General features: G+C 67.3%; 10 protein-coding genes and 1 tRNA gene. 4 read left to right on the top strand and 7 right to left on the bottom strand.

Annotated elements, in window-relative coordinates; genetic code table 11:
- The first annotated feature begins 227 nt into the window (after nucleotides 1–227).
- Nucleotides 228–2,063: a phosphoenolpyruvate carboxykinase (GTP) gene (locus tag JOE31_RS19430; protein ID WP_209747372.1), complete on the top strand. Its 1,836-nt coding sequence runs from the start codon at nucleotides 228–230 to the stop codon at nucleotides 2,061–2,063.
- Between the two features lie 168 nt (nucleotides 2,064–2,231).
- On the opposite strand, the gene JOE31_RS19425 is transcribed toward JOE31_RS19430, so the two are convergent.
- The 4 genes from JOE31_RS19425 to JOE31_RS19410 all read right to left on the bottom strand — a co-directional run bounded on the left by JOE31_RS19425 (nucleotide 2,232) and on the right by JOE31_RS19410 (nucleotide 5,887).
- Nucleotides 2,232–3,392 carry a globin domain-containing protein gene (locus tag JOE31_RS19425; RefSeq protein WP_209747370.1) on the bottom strand — a complete coding sequence of 387 codons (1,161 nt, stop codon included), beginning with the start codon at nucleotides 3,390–3,392 and terminating at the stop codon, nucleotides 2,232–2,234.
- Nucleotides 3,393–3,518: 126 nt separating this feature from the next.
- Complete coding sequence (locus tag JOE31_RS19420) at nucleotides 3,519–3,968, bottom strand: Rrf2 family transcriptional regulator (RefSeq protein ID WP_209747368.1); 450 nt, start codon at nucleotides 3,966–3,968, stop codon at nucleotides 3,519–3,521.
- 20 nt (nucleotides 3,969–3,988) lie between these two features.
- Entirely contained in the window at nucleotides 3,989–4,459 is a 471-nt protein-coding gene (locus tag JOE31_RS19415) for a hypothetical protein (protein WP_209747366.1), read from the bottom strand.
- A gap of 9 nt (nucleotides 4,460–4,468) precedes the next feature.
- Entirely contained in the window at nucleotides 4,469–5,887 is a 1,419-nt protein-coding gene (locus JOE31_RS19410; RefSeq protein ID WP_209747364.1) for a phosphomannomutase/phosphoglucomutase, read from the bottom strand.
- 171 nt (nucleotides 5,888–6,058) lie between these two features.
- Between JOE31_RS19410 and JOE31_RS19405 the strand changes: the two genes are divergently transcribed.
- Both JOE31_RS19405 and JOE31_RS19400 read left to right on the top strand, forming a co-directional pair.
- Nucleotides 6,059–8,248 (top strand): RecQ family ATP-dependent DNA helicase, encoded by a 2,190-nt coding sequence (locus JOE31_RS19405; RefSeq protein ID WP_374100866.1) that lies wholly within the window; start codon nucleotides 6,059–6,061, stop codon nucleotides 8,246–8,248.
- A 93-nt stretch (nucleotides 8,249–8,341) separates the two neighbouring features.
- Nucleotides 8,342–9,787 (top strand): MFS transporter, encoded by a 1,446-nt coding sequence (locus tag JOE31_RS19400; RefSeq protein ID WP_209747362.1) that lies wholly within the window; start codon nucleotides 8,342–8,344, stop codon nucleotides 9,785–9,787.
- 61 nt (nucleotides 9,788–9,848) lie between these two features.
- Here JOE31_RS19400 and JOE31_RS19395 read toward each other — a convergent pair whose 3' ends face one another.
- The 3 genes from JOE31_RS19395 to JOE31_RS19385 form a co-directional block, all read right to left on the bottom strand.
- Nucleotides 9,849–11,438, bottom strand: coding sequence for an NAD(P)/FAD-dependent oxidoreductase (locus tag JOE31_RS19395; protein ID WP_209747360.1), 1,590 nt, complete (start codon nucleotides 11,436–11,438; stop codon nucleotides 9,849–9,851).
- Nucleotides 11,439–11,509: 71 nt separating this feature from the next.
- Nucleotides 11,510–11,597 (bottom strand) — tRNA-Ser (locus JOE31_RS19390).
- 126 nt (nucleotides 11,598–11,723) lie between these two features.
- Nucleotides 11,724–14,042 carry a prolyl oligopeptidase family protein gene (locus JOE31_RS19385; protein ID WP_209747358.1) on the bottom strand — a complete coding sequence of 773 codons (2,319 nt, stop codon included), beginning with the start codon at nucleotides 14,040–14,042 and terminating at the stop codon, nucleotides 11,724–11,726.
- A 61-nt stretch (nucleotides 14,043–14,103) separates the two neighbouring features.
- Here JOE31_RS19385 and JOE31_RS19380 point away from each other — a divergent pair, with 61 nt between their 5' ends.
- Nucleotides 14,104–16,086: an FAD/NAD(P)-binding domain-containing protein gene (locus JOE31_RS19380; protein ID WP_209747356.1), complete on the top strand. Its 1,983-nt coding sequence runs from the start codon at nucleotides 14,104–14,106 to the stop codon at nucleotides 16,084–16,086.
- The last annotated feature ends 200 nt before the right edge of the window (nucleotides 16,087–16,286 follow it).

Here is a 16,286-nt window from a genome sequence, read left to right as displayed (position 1 = left end):
CGCGAGTTGCCGCCGAGTTCCAAATTGAAAGGCGTGTAATGTGCATGACTAGACCGGTCTATGTGACCTTACTCACAAAAAGACCTGATTTGCTTCATCCACTTCCTTGATTTTCCGCGGTTTTTGCTTTTTCGCCGCCGGGACATCCCACGTCTGACCCAAAAAGTGCAGTGGTCTAGAGCCCTAGCATTTAGGACACACCACTGAACCCGAGGAAGGGAACCGCAATGGGCGATCTCGCACGACTGCCGCTGCTTGAGAAAGCACCCACAACACATGCTGGCCTGCTGGCATGGGTCGAAGAGGTTGCAGAACTTACCCAGCCGGACCGGATCCACTGGGTCGACGGTACGGAAGAGGAATACACCCGCCTCACGGGCGAGCTGGTCGAAGCCGGAACGCTGACCAGGCTGAACCCGGAGCTGTTCCCGAACTCCTTCGCCGCATTCTCCGATCCCGCGGACGTGGCGCGCGTTGAAGAGCAGACCTTCATCTGCTCCGAGAACGAGCGGGATGCCGGCTTCACCAATAACTGGATGGCGCCGGCCGAGATGAAGCAGAAGCTTCGCGGCCTGTTCGCCGGTTCCATGCGCGGCCGCACCATGTACGTCATCCCGTTCGTCATGGGCCACCTTGACGCGGAGGATCCCAAGTTCGGCGTGGAGATCACAGACAGCGCCTACGTGGTTGCCTCCATGCGAATCATGGCCAACATCGGCACCGAAGTGCTGGACAAGATCACCGCCACGAACGCATTCTTCGTTCCCGCCCTGCACTCCCTGGGCGCCCCCTTGGCCCCCGGCCAGGCCGACGTCGCATGGCCGTGCAACCCGGACAAGTGGATTGTCCACTTCCCGGAGGAGCGTTCCATCTGGTCGTTCGGCTCCGGCTACGGTGGAAACGCACTCCTGGGCAAGAAGTGCTACGCCCTGCGCATCGCCTCTGTGATGGCCCGGGACGAGGGCTGGCTTGCGGAGCACATGCTTATCCTCAAGCTCACCTCGCCGGAGAAGAAGTCGTACTACATGTCCGCCGCATTCCCCTCGGCCTGCGGCAAGACCAACCTCGCCCTGCTTGACCCCACCATCGAGGGCTGGGAGGTTGAAACCCTTGGTGACGACATCACCTGGATGCGGATCGGCAAGGAAGGCGAGCTGCGTGCCACCAACCCGGAGGCCGGCCTGTTCGGCGTCGCCCCGGGCACCGGCTGGGGCACCAACCCCAACGCCATGCGCGCCATCGCCAAGGGCCACAGCATCTTCACCAACGTCGCCCTCACGGACGACGGCGGCGTCTGGTGGGAGGGTATGACCGAGGAAACCCCGGCGCACCTGACCGACTGGCAGGGCAACTCCTGGACGCCGGATTCGGACAAGCCGGCCGCCCACCCGAATTCCCGCTTCTGCACCCCGATCTCGCAGATCGACATGCTGGCCGAGGAATACTACAGCCCCGAAGGCGTGGAGCTTTCAGCCATCCTCTTCGGCGGCCGCCGCAAGACCACGGTTCCGCTGGTGACCCAGGCCCGGAGCTGGACCAACGGCATCTTCATGGGCTCCACGCTTTCCTCCGAGACCACGGCGGCCGCCGCCGGTCAGGTCGGCGTGCTGCGCCGTGACCCGATGGCCATGCTGCCGTTCATCGGCTACGACGCAGGGGACTACCTGAAGCACTGGATCAGCGTCTCAGGCAAGGCCAACCCGGAGCGCCTGCCGCACATCTTCCTGGTCAACTGGTTCCGCCGCACGGCGGACGGCGGCTTCGCGTGGCCCGGTTTCGGCGACAACGCCCGTGTCCTCAAGTGGGCCATCGAGCGCCTCGAAGGCAAGGCTGACGCCATTGAGACCCCGATCGGCTTCGTGCCGGCGGGCCATTCGCTGGACCTGACCGGCCTGGACCTGACCCACGCCCACGTGGAAGACGCCGTCCGCGTCGACCGCGAGGAATGGGACGCCGAGCTGGCCTCCATCGAGGAGTGGTACGCGAAGTTCGGTGACTCCCTGCCCGAGGCGCTGCGCTCCGAGCTGGAAGCACTGAAGGAACGCATGGCGGACCACAGCTAGCCAGCTGGACAAAAACATAACGACGGCGGCGCCGCACCTTCCCAGAGAAGGTGCGGCGCCGCCGTCGTGCATCAAGGCCCTGCCATGTTGCGAGTTTTTGTCCAGATAACGGGAGCAAATAGCCCCTCAAGTCGCTCTATCTGGACAAAAACTCAGGGGAGGGGCGGACTAGGAAGCTAGCCAGATGTCCGGGCCGAAGACTTCGTAGTGGATCTTCGTGGCGGGGATCCCGGCGTTGATGGCCTCGTTGCGGATGTGCTTCATGAACGGCAGCGGACCGCACAGGTACAGCGAGGCGTTGGCCGGCAGGTCCACTTCGCGCAGCGACATGAAGCCCTCCTTGGTTCCGGCGACCGGCCGTTCGAGCCAGACCTGGAGGTCGGCGCCGTCGAGGCGTTCGACGTCGTCCGTCATCTGGCCGCGCAGGGCCCAGCTGTCGAGGTCGCTTTCCGCGTGCAGGACCAGGACCTGGCGGTCCGAGCCGGAGTCGGCGAGGGAGCGCAGGATTGAGGCGGTGGGTGTGCAGCCAATGCCGGCGGAGGCCAGTACGACGGGGCCGTCACCTTCCTTGAGGGTGATTTCACCGTAAGGGTTGGAGATTTCCAGGATGTCGCCCACCTGGACGTTGTTGTGCAGGACGGGGGATACTTCGCCGCCGTCGTCCTTCTTGGTGGTGAAAATCCGGCTCATGCCGGCCTCGCCGGACAGCGAGTACTGGCGGACCTGGCGCAGTCCGTCCGGGAGCTTGACCTTCACGCTCACATACTGTCCCGCGAGAGCCCGAGTAATGGGGGTGTCGTCGGCGGGTTCCAGGGTGAACGTCATGGAACCGGTGCCGGCGGCAGTCTTGGCGGCAACCCGCCACGGGCTCCACATCACGCCGTTGGCCTGTGCGGCGTAGAGGCCTTTTTCGAGCTTGATCAGCGCATCCGCCATGAGCCAGTAGACCTCGGTCCATGCTTCGGCGATTTCCGGGGTGATGACCTCGGCAAGGTCCTCGGCGATGGCGGCGAAGAGGTGCTCGTAGACCACCTGGTACTGCGGTTCGGTGATGCCGAGGGAGGCGTGGCGGTGGGCGATGCGCGCGAGCACGGTCTCCGGGAGAGTGCCGGGGTTGTTCACCAGGTGGGTGGCGAAAGCGGCGATGCTTCCGGCCAGGGCCTGCTGCTGGTTGCCGTTGCGCTGGTTGGAGCGGCTGAAGAGCCCGTCCAGCAGCTCCGGGTGTGCTGCGAAGAGTCGGGCGTAAAACTTGGGGGTGATTTCACCGATCCGGGAAGCGACCAGCGGGAGGGTGGCCTCGATGACGGGGAAGGACTTGTCCGAGAGCATGTTGACTCCTGAGATAGTGGCCCGGGGTCTTCAACCGGACCGATAAGAAATACAGGTATTTGAAATACGAGTATTTATACCTAAGTTCTACACGTCGTAGAAAAGATATCCAAATCGGTACGGGCCTCAGAGCCCGGGTCGGAGGCCGATCGCCTGGAAGACCGGCGCCATCTGGCGCGTGCCCGGAAGCGTGGACACCACAATGTCGTCAAGCTCGCGGTAAAAAGCCTCCCGCGCACGCGCGAGGGCGCCGCGAAGCCGGCATTCATTGATGAGCGGGCAGTCGCCATTCAGTGAGTGGCAGTCAGCCGGATCTGCGCGGGTGTTCAGCTGCCGCAGGAGCTGGCCCACGGTGGCCCGGCGCCCGGCCTCGTTGAGCCGGGAACCGCCGTTGCGGCCCCGCTCGACGTCGATCACGCCGAGTTCGCGGAGCTTGGCCATGGCCTTGCTGACATGGTTGTAGGGAGTGCCTACGGCGTCGGCGATGCTCTGCGTGGTGAGCAGAATGCCATCGGGGGCGGCCGCGAGCACCATCATGGCTCGCAGGCTTACGTCCGCGAAAGCGTTGATCTTCATGTCAGCAACCCACTGGAGGTCTAGTCCACCCAGATGGAGGGCTCGTTGGCATCAGCTGCGAGCTGCCCGAACTCCCATTCGTGGGACTCGGCATTGGGTTCGTAAGGCAGTACCGCGGCGAAAACGGAACCGTCACGGTGCTCGGCCGCGACGTGGATGGCGTCGGTATCCTCTTCCAGCAGGGTGATGTCGCAGACCACCGCGGCGGCACGGAAGTCGTCCCGGTGCTGCCGGAGCAGCTCGGTGAGGTCGCTGATCATGGCGTCGGCATCGAAGCCGTCCTCCGAGCCGTCCTCGGCGTCAGCCGGAGTGACGGCGACGAGGCGCACCTCGCCGTCGTTCTCCACCACCAGCGCGAACGGGAGGAAGCCGCCGTTGCGTCCCAGCTGCTCCTGCGCCGCCCCGACACCGGTGCCCAACAGGTTTTCCAGGTCGGTGGCCGTGGCTTCGGGCACCGAGTCCCGCCAGGACGTTCCGGAAAGTTCAGTCATGCGGGCCGCCTAGCCGTTGACCAGGGCCAGCACGCGGTCGCGGATGCGTTCCATGGTGGCCCGGTCCGTGGCCTCGGTGTTCAGGCGGAGGAACGGTTCGGTGTTGGACGGACGCAGGTTGAACCACCAGCTGCCGTCGCGGGCCGTGAACGTGCTGCCGTCCAGCGTGTCGATCTCGACGTCTTCGCCGGCAAAATCGGCGCGAACCCGCTCCACGGCGCCCGCTTTGTCTTCGATTTCGGAGTTGATTTCCCCGGAGGAGACGTACGGCTCGTACTCGTGGCCGAGCTCGGACAATGGGAGGTCCTGTTCGCCGAGGGCGGCCAGGACATGCATTGCGGCCAGCATGCCGGTGTCTGCATTCCAGAAATCGCGGAAGTAGAAGTGCGCCGAGTGCTCGCCGCCGAAGACGGCGCCTTCCTCGGCCATCTCGGCCTTGATGAACGAGTGGCCCACGCGCGTGCGCACCGCGCGGCCGCCGTCGTGCGCCACAAGTTCCGGGACGGCCCTGGAGGTCAGCAGGTTGTGGATGATGGTGGGGGTTTCCTCGCCTTGCGACTTCGCGCGCGCGATTTCGCGGCGGGCCACCATTCCGGTGATGGCCGACGGCGACACGGGGTTGCCCTTCTCGTCGATGACGAAGCAGCGGTCGGCGTCGCCGTCGAACGCGAGCCCGATGTCCGCGCCGTGTTCCACCACAGCCGCCTGCAGGTCAAGCAGGTTTTCCGGCTCGAGCGGATTGGCAGGGTGGTTCGGGAAGGAACCGTCGAGCTCGAAGTACAGGGGAATGATGTCGAACGGCAGCTTGGGCAGGATCGCATCGCCGAGTACCGCAGGGGTGGTCAGGCCGGCCATGCCGTTGCCGGCGTCGACAACCACTTTCAGGGGGCGGGATCCCCGGAGGTCAACGAGCTTGCGGAGGTATTCGGAGTAGTCCTTCAGGACATCGTGGACTCCGATGAGGCCGCGCTTGGCAGCGGCCGGGATGGATCCGGCGTGGAGGTAGTCCTCCGCGCGGGCCTGGATTTCCTTCAGTCCTGACTCCGAGGAGATGGGCTGGGCGCCGGCCTTGGACATCTTGATGCCGTTGTACTCGGCCGGATTGTGGCTGGCGGTGAACGTGGCACCTGCCGCGTTGAGCGCACCACAGGCGTAGTAGAGCTCGTCGGTGGAAATGAGGTCCAGCAGCTGGACGTTGGCCCCGCGGGTGGCGGCGCCGTTGGCGAATGCCTTGCTGAACTCAGGGGAGGAGGGACGCATGTCGCCGCCCACCAGGACCGTCTGGCCCTCGAGCTTCAGGACGTCCACGAATGCGGCGCCTACGGCTTCGACGATTTCGGCGGTAATGGAGTCGCCCACAATGCCACGCACGTCGTAGGCCTTGAACGATGCCGAAAGGTCAAAAGTCTTTGTCTGGTCGCTAGTCACGCGTTCCATCTTACGTGGAAGCGCCAAGCGGCTGTGGAGGAGTGGTTGCGTTACGGAGGCGCGCCGGGCAGCGTGCCGTCAGGGCGGTGCCGGCCGGGACGCGGGCGCGTCTGTCCACATGGCCGGGCGCCTGGCTTCGCCGCTGTCGGAGGGGGCTGGGATACTGAATCAATGGCCAATAACCAGAATGCTGCTGTCCTTCCCGCTACCGCTGACCTCCCCGCCGGTGGAATGGGGACCCGTGACCAGGCCCTGGAAGTGCTGCGGGGGCTGGTGGGGCACCCGGAAGCCAGCTTCCATGACGGCCAGTTCGAGGCTATCGAGGCACTGGTCGACGGCGGCCGCCGCGCCTTGGTGGTCCAGCGGACAGGCTGGGGAAAGTCGGCTGTCTACTTTGTGGCGTCCCTGCTGCTCCGGCGCCGCGGTGCCGGCCCCACACTCATCGTGTCGCCGTTGCTGGCGCTGATGCGGGACCAGGTGGCGGCGGCAGCCAGGGCAGGAGTCCGCGCTGTTGCCATCAACTCCGCCAACCAGCTCGAGTGGGACACTGTCCGCGAGCAGCTGGCCGCGGACGAGGTGGACGTGCTGCTCGTGTCCCCGGAGCGGCTTACCAATCCGTCCTTCCGGGAAAACCAGCTTCCGGAACTGATCCGCCGCACCGGTCTCCTGGTGATTGACGAGGCACACTGCATCTCCGACTGGGGCCATGACTTCCGCCCGGACTACCGGCGCATCGCGGACCTCATCACCCAACTGCCGGACACCGTGCCCGTGCTTGCGACCACTGCCACCGCCAACTCCAGGGTGGTCCACGACATCGAGGAGCAGCTGGGCGAGGGCGTGCTGACCATCCGCGGAGCCCTGGGCCGTGAATCACTCCGGCTCGGCGTACTGCGCCTGCAGGACTCCCGCGACCGGCTGGGCTGGCTCCTGACCCACCTGGCGGACCTGCCCGGCAGCGGCATCATCTACACCCTGACAGTGTCCGCTGCCGAGGACACTGCGCGGTTGCTCGCCGAAGCCGGCCATGAGGTCCTGGCCTACACAGGCCGGACTGATCCCGCGGACCGGGAACGGGCGGAACAGTTGCTCAAGGACAACCAGGTCAAGGCACTGGTGGCCACCTCGGCCCTGGGCATGGGCTTCGACAAACCTGACCTGGGCTTTGTGGTGCACCTCGGGGCTCCTTCCTCGCCGGTGGCCTACTACCAGCAGGTGGGCCGTGCCGGGCGTGGCGCTGCAAACGCCGATGTCCTGCTGCTGCCCGGCTCGGAGGACCGGGACATCTGGCAGTACTTCGCCACGGCGTCCATGCCATCGGAGGAAAAGGCTGCGGCAGTCCTGACCGCACTGGCCGAGGCCGGCGCCGCCGTGTCCACTGTGGCACTTGAAGCCCGCGTGGACCTCCGCCGCACACCGCTGGAACTGCTGCTCAAGGTCCTGTCGGTGGACGGTGCCGTGGAACGGGTGGGCGGCGGGTGGCGCTCCACCGGCCAGCCCTGGATTTACGACGCCGAACGGTACAGCCGCATTGCGGAGGCCAGGGTGGACGAGCAGGATTCCATGGTGATCTACCAGGACACGGCAGGGTGCCGGATGGAGTACATCACGTCGGTCCTGGACGATGAAACGGCCCGTGCCTGCGGCCGCTGCGACAACTGCGCCGGGCGCTGGTTCCCGGCAGACATCTCAGCGTCGGCCACGGAAGCAGCCGGGCAGACGCTCAGCCGCGCCGGCGTGGCACTGGAACCGCGGCTGCAGTGGCCCAGCGGCATGGACAGGCTCGGCGTGACCGTCAAGGGCAAGATCAAGCCGGATGAGAGCCTCGCCGAAGGACGGGCGCTGGCCCGCCTGACGGACCTCGGCTGGGGCGGGGCCCTGCGGGAAATCTTCGCCTCCGGTGCAGCGGACCGTGAGGTGGACCCGGCCATGCTCCAGGCCTGCGTGCAGGTGCTCCGGGAATGGGGCGCCGGGAACGGACGCGACGCCGGCTGGAGCGGGGCAGGACGGCCAGCAGCCATCGTCAGTATCCCGTCACGCAGCAAGCCCGCCCTGGTCGACTCCCTGGCGCGCGGCATTTCCGGCATTGGCCGCATACCGTACCTGGGCCAGCTCCAGCTGGAACACGGCGGACCCACCGGCGGGCGCGGCGGCAACAGCGCCTACCGGCTGGCCGGAGTCTGGGACCGTCTCGTTGTGGGACCTGAGCTGGAAGCTGCTTTGGCCGGCATCCAGGGGCAGAGCGTCATGCTGATTGACGACCTCACGGACAGCCGCTGGACGGTCACAGTTGCCGGCCGGGCCCTGCGCCGTGCCGGTGCGGGAGCCGTCCTTCCCCTCGTGCTGGGACAGGCCGGGTAGGGGCCTCCGGGTGCGCCGCGTAAGGGGCGGACTTATTCTGGCACCGCGCCTGGCACGCCCATAGGATCGGCGAATGAGTCCAGGCCAGGAGCCATGAGCGAACCCCAGAGCAGCGCCGCTTCGGCGGTCCGCCAGGAGTGGCAGCCCCGGCTGGCCCTGCTGGTGGCTGCGACCTTCTTTATGGAATTCCTGGACGGCACGGTGCTGACCACGGCCATCCCCAGCATCGCGGGAGATTTCGCCGTGGCTCCGGCGGACGTCAACATCACCATGACGGCCTACCTCATGACGGTGGCCATGGGCATTCCGGTCAGCGGCTGGCTGGCGGAGCGCGTGGGTGCCCGCCGCGTATTCTGCGCCGCCATCGCCGTGTTCACCATTGCCTCGCTGCTGTGCGCACTGAGCCAGGACCTGACCATGCTCACGGTCAGCCGCGTCCTGCAGGGCGCCGGCGGCGCGATGATGGTGCCGGTGGGGACCCTGGTAGTGCTTCGCCGGACACCCAAGGAGGACCTGCTCCGGGCCACGGCGTATCTTGTGTGGCCCGGACTGCTGGCACCGGTCCTTGCGCCGCTGGTGGGCGGCGCGCTGACCACGTTCCTGTCGTGGCACTGGATCTTCCTGATCAACGTTCCATTGGGCCTGGCCGCGTTCATAGCAGCCCTTCGCCTTGTTCCCCAGGGTGCCGGAGACCAGTCCCGGCGCCTTGACTGGGTGGGGCTGCTGCTGACAACGGCCGGCGTGGGCGCCCTGGTGGCGGGGCTCGAACTTGCCACGGCTCACCCCTCCGGACCCTTCGGGGCAATCAGCGTGGCCGCCGGCTTCGTATCCATCGCCGCTGCGGTTCTGTGGCTGCGGCGCACCAGCAACCCGCTCTTCCAGCTGAATGTCTTTGGCACCCGTACGTTCCGCGCAACCTCCACCGGCGGGTTCGTGTACCGACTGACCATCAGCGCGGTTCCGTTCCTGCTGCCGCTGATGTTCCAGGACGGTTTTGGCTGGGATCCGCTCCATGCCGGCGCCATGGTGGCAGCGGTCTTCATCGGCAACATCGGCATCAAACCGGCAACCACCCCGCTCATCCGCAGGTTCGGCTTCAAACCTGTCCTCGTCTTCGCTTCGCTCGCCTCGGCTGCCACTTTTGCCCTGTGCTCCCTGATCGACGCCGGAACCCCGGAACCGCTGATCTTCGCCCTGCTGGTCTGCAGCGGAGCGTTCCGCTCCATCGGATTCTCGGCCTACGCTTCGATCCAGTACGCCGACATCGTCCCGGGACAGCTGCCATCCGCCAACGCGATCTCGGCCACCCTCGTCCAGTTGGCGGCCGGGGCGGGCATCGCCGTCGGCGCCCTGTTCCTTAGGCTCTTCGCCGCCCCCGGCGCTTTCGGTGCCGACCCCGTTGCGCCCTACCGCGGGGCATTCCTGGCCATCACAGTGCTGATGCTGCTCAGCGCCGCTGACAGCCTGGCGCTGCACCGGCAGGCGGGCGCCGAAGTCAGCCGCGGGCGTTCGGCAGCGCCGAAAGCCGCCAACCCCTAGGGCGCCCGGCCCGGGACCCCGCGGCCCGGGGCCCCGTCGGCGCCTAGGACCCCGTCGGCGCCTAGGACTCCAGCACCGCCATGGCAGCATTGTGGCCGCCTAAGGCGCTCACCGCTCCGCCGCGCCGCGCTCCGGAGCCGCACAGCAGGATCCGGGGATCGTCGGTGGCCACACCCCAGCGCCGGGCGGGAGTGTCCAGCGGGTCCTCGTCCTCCGCGAAAGGCCAGTCGAGTCCGCCGTGGAAGATGTTGCCGCGGGGCATGCCCACGGCGCGCTGGATGTCCAGCGTGGTCTTGGTTTCGATACACGGGGTTCCGCCGGGACCGGTCAGCAGCAGGTCCTCGATCGGCTCCGCCAGCACCGAGTTGAGGGACTTCACGACGGCGGCCTGCAGCCGTTCCCGCATTGCCTCGTTGTTCTCCGCGGTGATAAGCCTGTCCGGCACATGCAGTCCGAAAACGGTCAGGGTGTGGGCGCCGGAAGCCTGCAGTTCCGGCGAGAGGATGCTGGGATCGGTCAACGAATGGCAGTAGATTTCGCAGGGCAGCGGGTCCGGAACCATTCCCCGTTCGGCGGCCAGGTAAGCGTCGTCCAGCTGTGTCCAGGTCTCGTTGATGTGGAAAGTGCCGCCGAAGGCCGCCTCCGGCGTGACGCTGCGGTCCAGCAACCGCGGCAGGCGTTTTAGCAGGATGTTCACCTTGACCTGTGAGCCCTCGCGCCGGTGGTTCGGGTTCGAAGGATCCCCGGCGCCGCCGTTCCGCAGGCTGTGTAACACCGCGGGAGCGACGTTGGACAGCACCCAATCAGCGGCTGCCGAGCGTTCCCTGCCTTCGTGGCGGTAGCCCACCGAGCCACCGGGACGGATGCCTGTGACCTCGGCGGACGTCAGGATGGTGGCGCCGGCCTCGCGGGCTGCCCGCTCCAGTTCGCCGGAAACGGCCCCCATGCCGCCGATGGGGACATCCCAGTCGCCGGTTCCGCCACCCAGGAGGTGGTACAGGAAACAGATGTTCTGCTGCAGGTCCGCGCTGCCGGCCCGGGCAAACGTGCCGATCAGGGCATCCGTCAGCACCACGCCGCGCACCAGGTCGCTGTGCAGCCCGCGGGTGATGGCTTCGCCGACGGGCCGTTCGACCACCGATTCCCACGCGTCACCGGCCCCGGCGGCCTCAGCGAGTTGCTTGGCCGCCGAACGGGTGGGCAACGGCGACGTCATCGTGGGCCATAGCGCACCGGTGAGCTTTCGGCACTCCGCATAGAAGCGTTCAAAGGCCGCTGCCTCAGTGGCGGGGGCACCAACTGAAGCAAATGACGCCGTCGTGGCCGCCGCGTCCCCGTTGTCGATCAGGAGGCCGCGGCCGGGGCTGGCCGGGTCCGGCGTGTAGGAGGAGTAGCGGCGCCGGGCCAGCCTGATGCGCAGCCCCAGGTCATCAATGATCTCCTGCGGCAGCAGGCTCACCAGGTAGGAGTACCGCGAAAGCCGGGCATCGACGCCGTCGAACGGCTGGGCGGATACGGCCGCGCCGCCAGCGTGGTCAAGCTTTTCCAGCAGGAGGACATCACGTCCGGCCCGGGCCAGATAGGCCGCCGCCGCCAGCCCGTTGTGTCCGCCACCGACAATGACCGCGTCAAAGTTGCTGCTGTTCGCCATGGGCCCATCCTGCCACCCCGGAAACACGCCGGGAACGCAAAAGGCCCCGGTCCAGGGACCGGGGCCAAACGCGGAGACGGGGGGATTTGAACCCCCGGTGGAGTTGTGCCCCACACTTCATTAGCAGTGAAGCCCATTCGGCCGCTCTGGCACGTCTCCAATTGCTATTCCTAGCCCACCAAGGATACGCAGAACGGGCCATTCAGTGCAAAACGGCCGCACACCGTGAGGATAGCCGCCCTGAACAGGGCTGGCAGGGGACCGCCGCCGGCGAAAGCCGGGGAGCTAGCTGCCGGAGCGGCCGGCCAGGGAACGCCACAGGAAATGCTGGCTCCGGCTCTGCAGTGCGGCCGCCTGGCGGTTATCGGAAGCGCCGGCGTGTCCGCCCTCCAGGGCCTCGTGGAACCACACATTGGGGATGCCCATGGCCTGCATGCGTGCAGCCATCTTGCGTGCCTGCACCGGACCAACCCGGTCATCGGAGGTTGCAGTCCAGATGAAGGTTTCGGGGTAGTCCACCCCGTCGCGGAGGAGGTGGTAGGGCGAGAAGGTCCGGATGAACTCCCAGTCCTTGGCCACGTCCGGGTCCCCGTATTCGGCGATCCAGGAGTGGCCTGCGGACAACTTGGTGTAGCGGCGCATGTCGAGTAGCGGCACACCGCAGGACACGGCACCGAACAGTTCCGGGTACCGGGTCAGCATGTTGCCCACCAGCAGCCCGCCGTTGGAGCCCCCCACGCAGCCAAGGCGTTCCCTGGAAGTGACTCCCCGGGAGATCAGATCCCGGGCCACGGCCGCAAAGTCCTCGAAGGCGCGGTGGCGGTTTTCCTGCAGCGCTGCCCGGTGCCAGGAGGGGCCGTATTCGCCGCCGCCGCGGATATTTGCCACCACGTATACCCCGCCGCGGGTGTGCGTCGGGCTGCCGGCGCCATCGCCGGCGGAGCCGGCGGATCCAGCGGCGCCCTGGCCTGCGTCCGGTGCGTCCGTCCTGCGTTCCAGCCAGGCCCGGCCGATCGCGCCGCTGTAAGCGGGAGTGCGGGAGACTTCGAAGCCGCCGTAGCCGGACAGCTGCGTGGGGTTCTGGCCGTCGAGCACCAGGTCCTTGGACGCCACCTGGAAGTACGGGACCCGGGTACCGTCTTCCGACATGGCGAAGTGCTGCTGGACCTCGTACGCCGCCTCGTCAAAGTAGGACGGCGAGGTACGGACCACCTCGTGGGTGCTGACCACGTCCCCGTCGCCGCTGCGGCGCAGGGTTCCCCGTGTGAGCGTGCTCGGCGTGGTGAAGCCGGTGGCAACGAGCCAGAAGTCGTTTCCAGCGCCGGGCGCCTCGCCTTCCGGCACGGGCACGTTGCCGCCTGTACCGTCGTCGTGCTCCTCAACCTCGACGCTGTCGTCCTCGTCGTCAACGGCGAAGGCGTTGACGTCGTGCAGCGGAGGGCACGCGTCCAGGAGGCTGGATGCCCAGGCGGAATCAGTCCCCGGCCGCTCCGGATCGAGGACGCGGATCTCCGAGGACACGTCCCGCAGGAGGTTCAGGAGGAGGAAGTTGCGGGTCCAGCTCCAGGACTGCAGCGAGGTGTGCGCATCCGGTGTGAACAGGACAACGAGTTCGCGGCTGCCGGCAAGGTAGTCCTCGAACTTCGCGGCGAGAAGCGAGCCGGCGGGGTACGTCGTGTCCCCGATGGCCCAGTCGCCCTGCGGCCGGAACAGCAGCCACTCGCGGTGCACGCTCAGGTTCACGTCGGTGGGGGCGTCGATCACGACCCACTGCCCGTCGCGCAGCACGGACGTCCTCTTGTTGAAGAAGCTGATCCAGTCCATCGCGAAGGTCCGCTCGTACCCCGGGGTGGAGTCATGGGCCACCAGGGCCATCATGTGGTCTTCGGGGATGTCGAACATCCGCTCGGCTGCCGGGAGCGACCCGCCGCGGGCCAGCTTCACGGCGGTGCGGGCGTAGGACGAGGAGGTCTTGGGCATGCCTTCCGCGGTGGTGGACACCAGCAGCGTGTCCCGGTCCAGCCAGGAAGCATTGCCCTTCGCTGTGGGCAGGTCGAATCCTCCCGACGCGGGGTCCACGAACGTCCGGCTCTCGACGTCGAACTCCCGGTAGCGGTTGGCGTCCCCGCCGTCGGGGGAGAGCGCCAGCAGAGCCAGCCGGTGCGGTTCGCCGGGAGCAGGACGGAGGAAGTTGGCGCCGTGGAAAACCCACTCCTCGCCTTCGGCAGCGGCCAGCGCGTCGACGTCCAGGAGAACGTCCCATTCGGGCTGCCCGCTCTTGTAGCTCTCCCAGGACGTCCTGCGCCACAGCCCCTTGGGGTTCTGCCCGTCCCGCCAGAAGTTGTAGTACCAGTCGCCGTGCTTGCCCACCATGGCGATCTTGTCCGTTGAGTCCAGCACCTCCAGGATGCGGCTTTCGAGCCTCGCGTAGTCGGCGTCTTCGAGCAGGTCCTCGGTGCGGGCGTTCTGTTCGCGGACCCAGGCCAGCGGTTCCTCGCCGTAGATCTCCTCAAGCCAGATGTTTTCGTCGGTCGGTTCGGGTGCTTTCGCGGCGGCGGAAGGGGCGCCGGAGACGGGCGGGTGATCAGCTGCTGTGGTGGTCATGCGCCCTACGAAACAGCATCGGGGCGCAGCTAGCAAGTCACATGCGGATACTCTGGAGGGCGTGGGCACATCGCAAATCATCCGGACGGTACTAATAGGGGCCGGACCCCGCGGCACCAGTGTCCTGGAGCGCCTCCTGGCCAACTGGCGGCTCGGGAACCCCTCCGCTTCCGGACCCGACGGCGTTGCGGGCCTCCACATTGACGTAGTGGATCCCTACCCGGCGGGGCCGGGCCACGTGTGGCAGCCCGGCCAGTCCCGGCTGTACCTGATGAACACCCAGTCGTTCTATCCCACGGTCATTCCCGAAGACCCTGAACTGGCTGCACCGGTGGCCGGCTGGACCTTCGACCAGTGGCGGGAAGCCCGGCAGGACAGTCCGGACGCATCGCTGACGGAGGACGAGCAGGCAGAACTTTCCGCCCTCGGGTCCCGGGATTTCCCGAGCCGTGCGCTGTACGGGCGTTACCTCAGCTCCACGTTGGACGAGCTGCTCGCGCACCTGCCGCAGGGCGTCACCGTGCAGTTCCACCGCACTACCGCCACGTCCGTCCGGCATGCCGGAAACGGAATGTTCGACGTCGAACTTGGGGACGGCGGGCCGCTCACCGCCGGTTCCGTGGTGCTTGCCCTGGGTCACCTCGAGTCCCGGCTCAACGCCGAACAGCGCGAACTGCAGGCGGGTGCCGGCCAGCTGGGACTCCTGTACCTGCCGCCGGCGGTGCCCGCCGACGTCGACTGGGCCGCGGTGCCGGCCGGCCAGCCGGTGCTGGTCCGGGGCATGGGCCTGAACTTTTTTGACGTCATGGGCCAGCTGACCGAGGGCCGCGGCGGGAAGTTCGTGGCAACGGAGGGCGACGGCACTGCGTTTCCAGGGCAGGGGAGGGCCGGGCTGGAGTACATCCCGTCCGGTGACGAGCCGCTGATCATTGCGGCGTCCCGGCGCGGGACACCGTACCGCGCCAAGGCCAATCTGGCGGGGTATTACCCGTCCGGTGTGACGCTGCGGTACTGCACCGAAGCCGCCGTCGGACGGTTCGCTGCAGCCGGAATCACCCCCGGCTTCGACCACGACCTCTGGCCGCTCCTGCAGCGCGACGCGCTCTGGGCCTATTACTCCACCCTGGTCCGGACCCGTCCGGACGCCGTCACCGAGCCGGACGCGTTCCTGGCCCTGCTCCAGGAGACGATGCGTCCCCACGCCCACAGCGTTTCCCACTGGGAAGCCGAAGCGGACGCCCTGGTCGCCAAGCACGTGGCGCCGGACCAGCGCCTGAACCTGCCGGGCCTGGCGGCGCCCCTGGCCGGGCGCAGCTTCGCCTCTCAAGCGGAAGTGGATGCCGCCGTCGTCGAATACCTGCTCGACGACGCCCGACGCTCGGTGCTGGGGGAGGACGACCCCGTGAAGATGGCCATCGGGGCGCTGCACCACGGGAGGGCGGTGCTGAAAACGGCGGTGGCCGACGGCGGCATCACCGACGAGTCCTGGGTCGCCGGACTGCGGGGCTGGTTTGAGTCGTTCGTCGAGGGACTGGCCAGCGGCCCACCGGCCATCCGGGCGGAGCAGCTTGCGGCGCTTGCCCGGGCCGGAGTGGTGAGTTTCGTGGGACCGGACCCAAAGTTTTCACTGGACCGCGCCGCCGGCACGTTCAGTGCTGCCTCGCCGTGGGTCAAGGACGGAAAGGTCCGCGCCCGCGCCATGATCGAGGCCCTTGCTCCCGCCAACCGGGTTTCAGTCAATGTGTCGCCGGTGCTGGAGCAGCTCCTGGCCGACGGCCTGGTGCGGCCCCGGCTGATGATGACGGCGGAGGGGGCTCCGGTGGAGACTTCAGGCCTGGACGTCAGCCCCCACCCCTACCGGCCGGTGGGCGCCAACGGATCCGTCACCGAAGGGCTGTATGTCCTGGGCCTGCAGCTGTCCGCAGCGCAGTGGGGCACGGCCATCGCTGCGGAGGCGCGGCCTCAGACGGGGCCGGTGTATCGCAGCGGCCAGCGGACGCTCCGCGACGCCGACGAAATAGCCCGCCACATCCTCGGCCTCTGAACCGGCCTCGGACCAACGCCCCGCCCCGGGACGCTCTCTCACTTCCTGCGCTTTTTTGCGGACGCTCTCTCACATCCTGCCGGTGAACTCCCGACGCTCTCTCACTTCCTTCAACGCAGTGAGAGAGCGTTGCAGGAGGACCGGCAGGAAGTGAGAGAGGGTCGCGGGAGGACCGGCAGGAAGTGAGAGAGCGTTGCAGG

Source organism: Arthrobacter sp. PvP023 (assembly GCF_017832975.1).
GTDB lineage: Bacteria > Actinomycetota > Actinomycetes > Actinomycetales > Micrococcaceae > Arthrobacter.
The sequence above is the reverse complement of the archived record's forward strand: the minus strand, read 5'-3'. Positions and strand labels throughout refer to the sequence as shown.

Bases quoted from the DNA above. Each gene is read 5' to 3' on its own strand.
- JOE31_RS19420 (WP_209747368.1), bottom strand. From the start codon at position 3,968: ATGAAGATCAACGCTTTCGCGGACGTAAGCCTGCGAGCCATGATGGTG.
- JOE31_RS19415 (WP_209747366.1), bottom strand. From the start codon at position 4,459: ATGACTGAACTTTCCGGAACGTCCTGGCGGGACTCGGTGCCCGAAGCC.
- JOE31_RS19405 (WP_374100866.1), top strand. From the start codon at position 6,059: ATGGCCAATAACCAGAATGCTGCTGTCCTTCCCGCTACCGCTGACCTC.
- JOE31_RS19400 (WP_209747362.1), top strand. From the start codon at position 8,342: ATGAGCGAACCCCAGAGCAGCGCCGCTTCGGCGGTCCGCCAGGAGTGG.
- JOE31_RS19385 (WP_209747358.1), bottom strand. From the start codon at position 14,042: ATGACCACCACAGCAGCTGATCACCCGCCCGTCTCCGGCGCCCCTTCC.
- JOE31_RS19430 (WP_209747372.1), top strand. From the start codon at position 228: ATGGGCGATCTCGCACGACTGCCGCTGCTTGAGAAAGCACCCACAACA.
- JOE31_RS19395 (WP_209747360.1), bottom strand. From the start codon at position 11,438: ATGGCGAACAGCAGCAACTTTGACGCGGTCATTGTCGGTGGCGGACAC.
- JOE31_RS19425 (WP_209747370.1), bottom strand. From the start codon at position 3,392: ATGCTCTCGGACAAGTCCTTCCCCGTCATCGAGGCCACCCTCCCGCTG.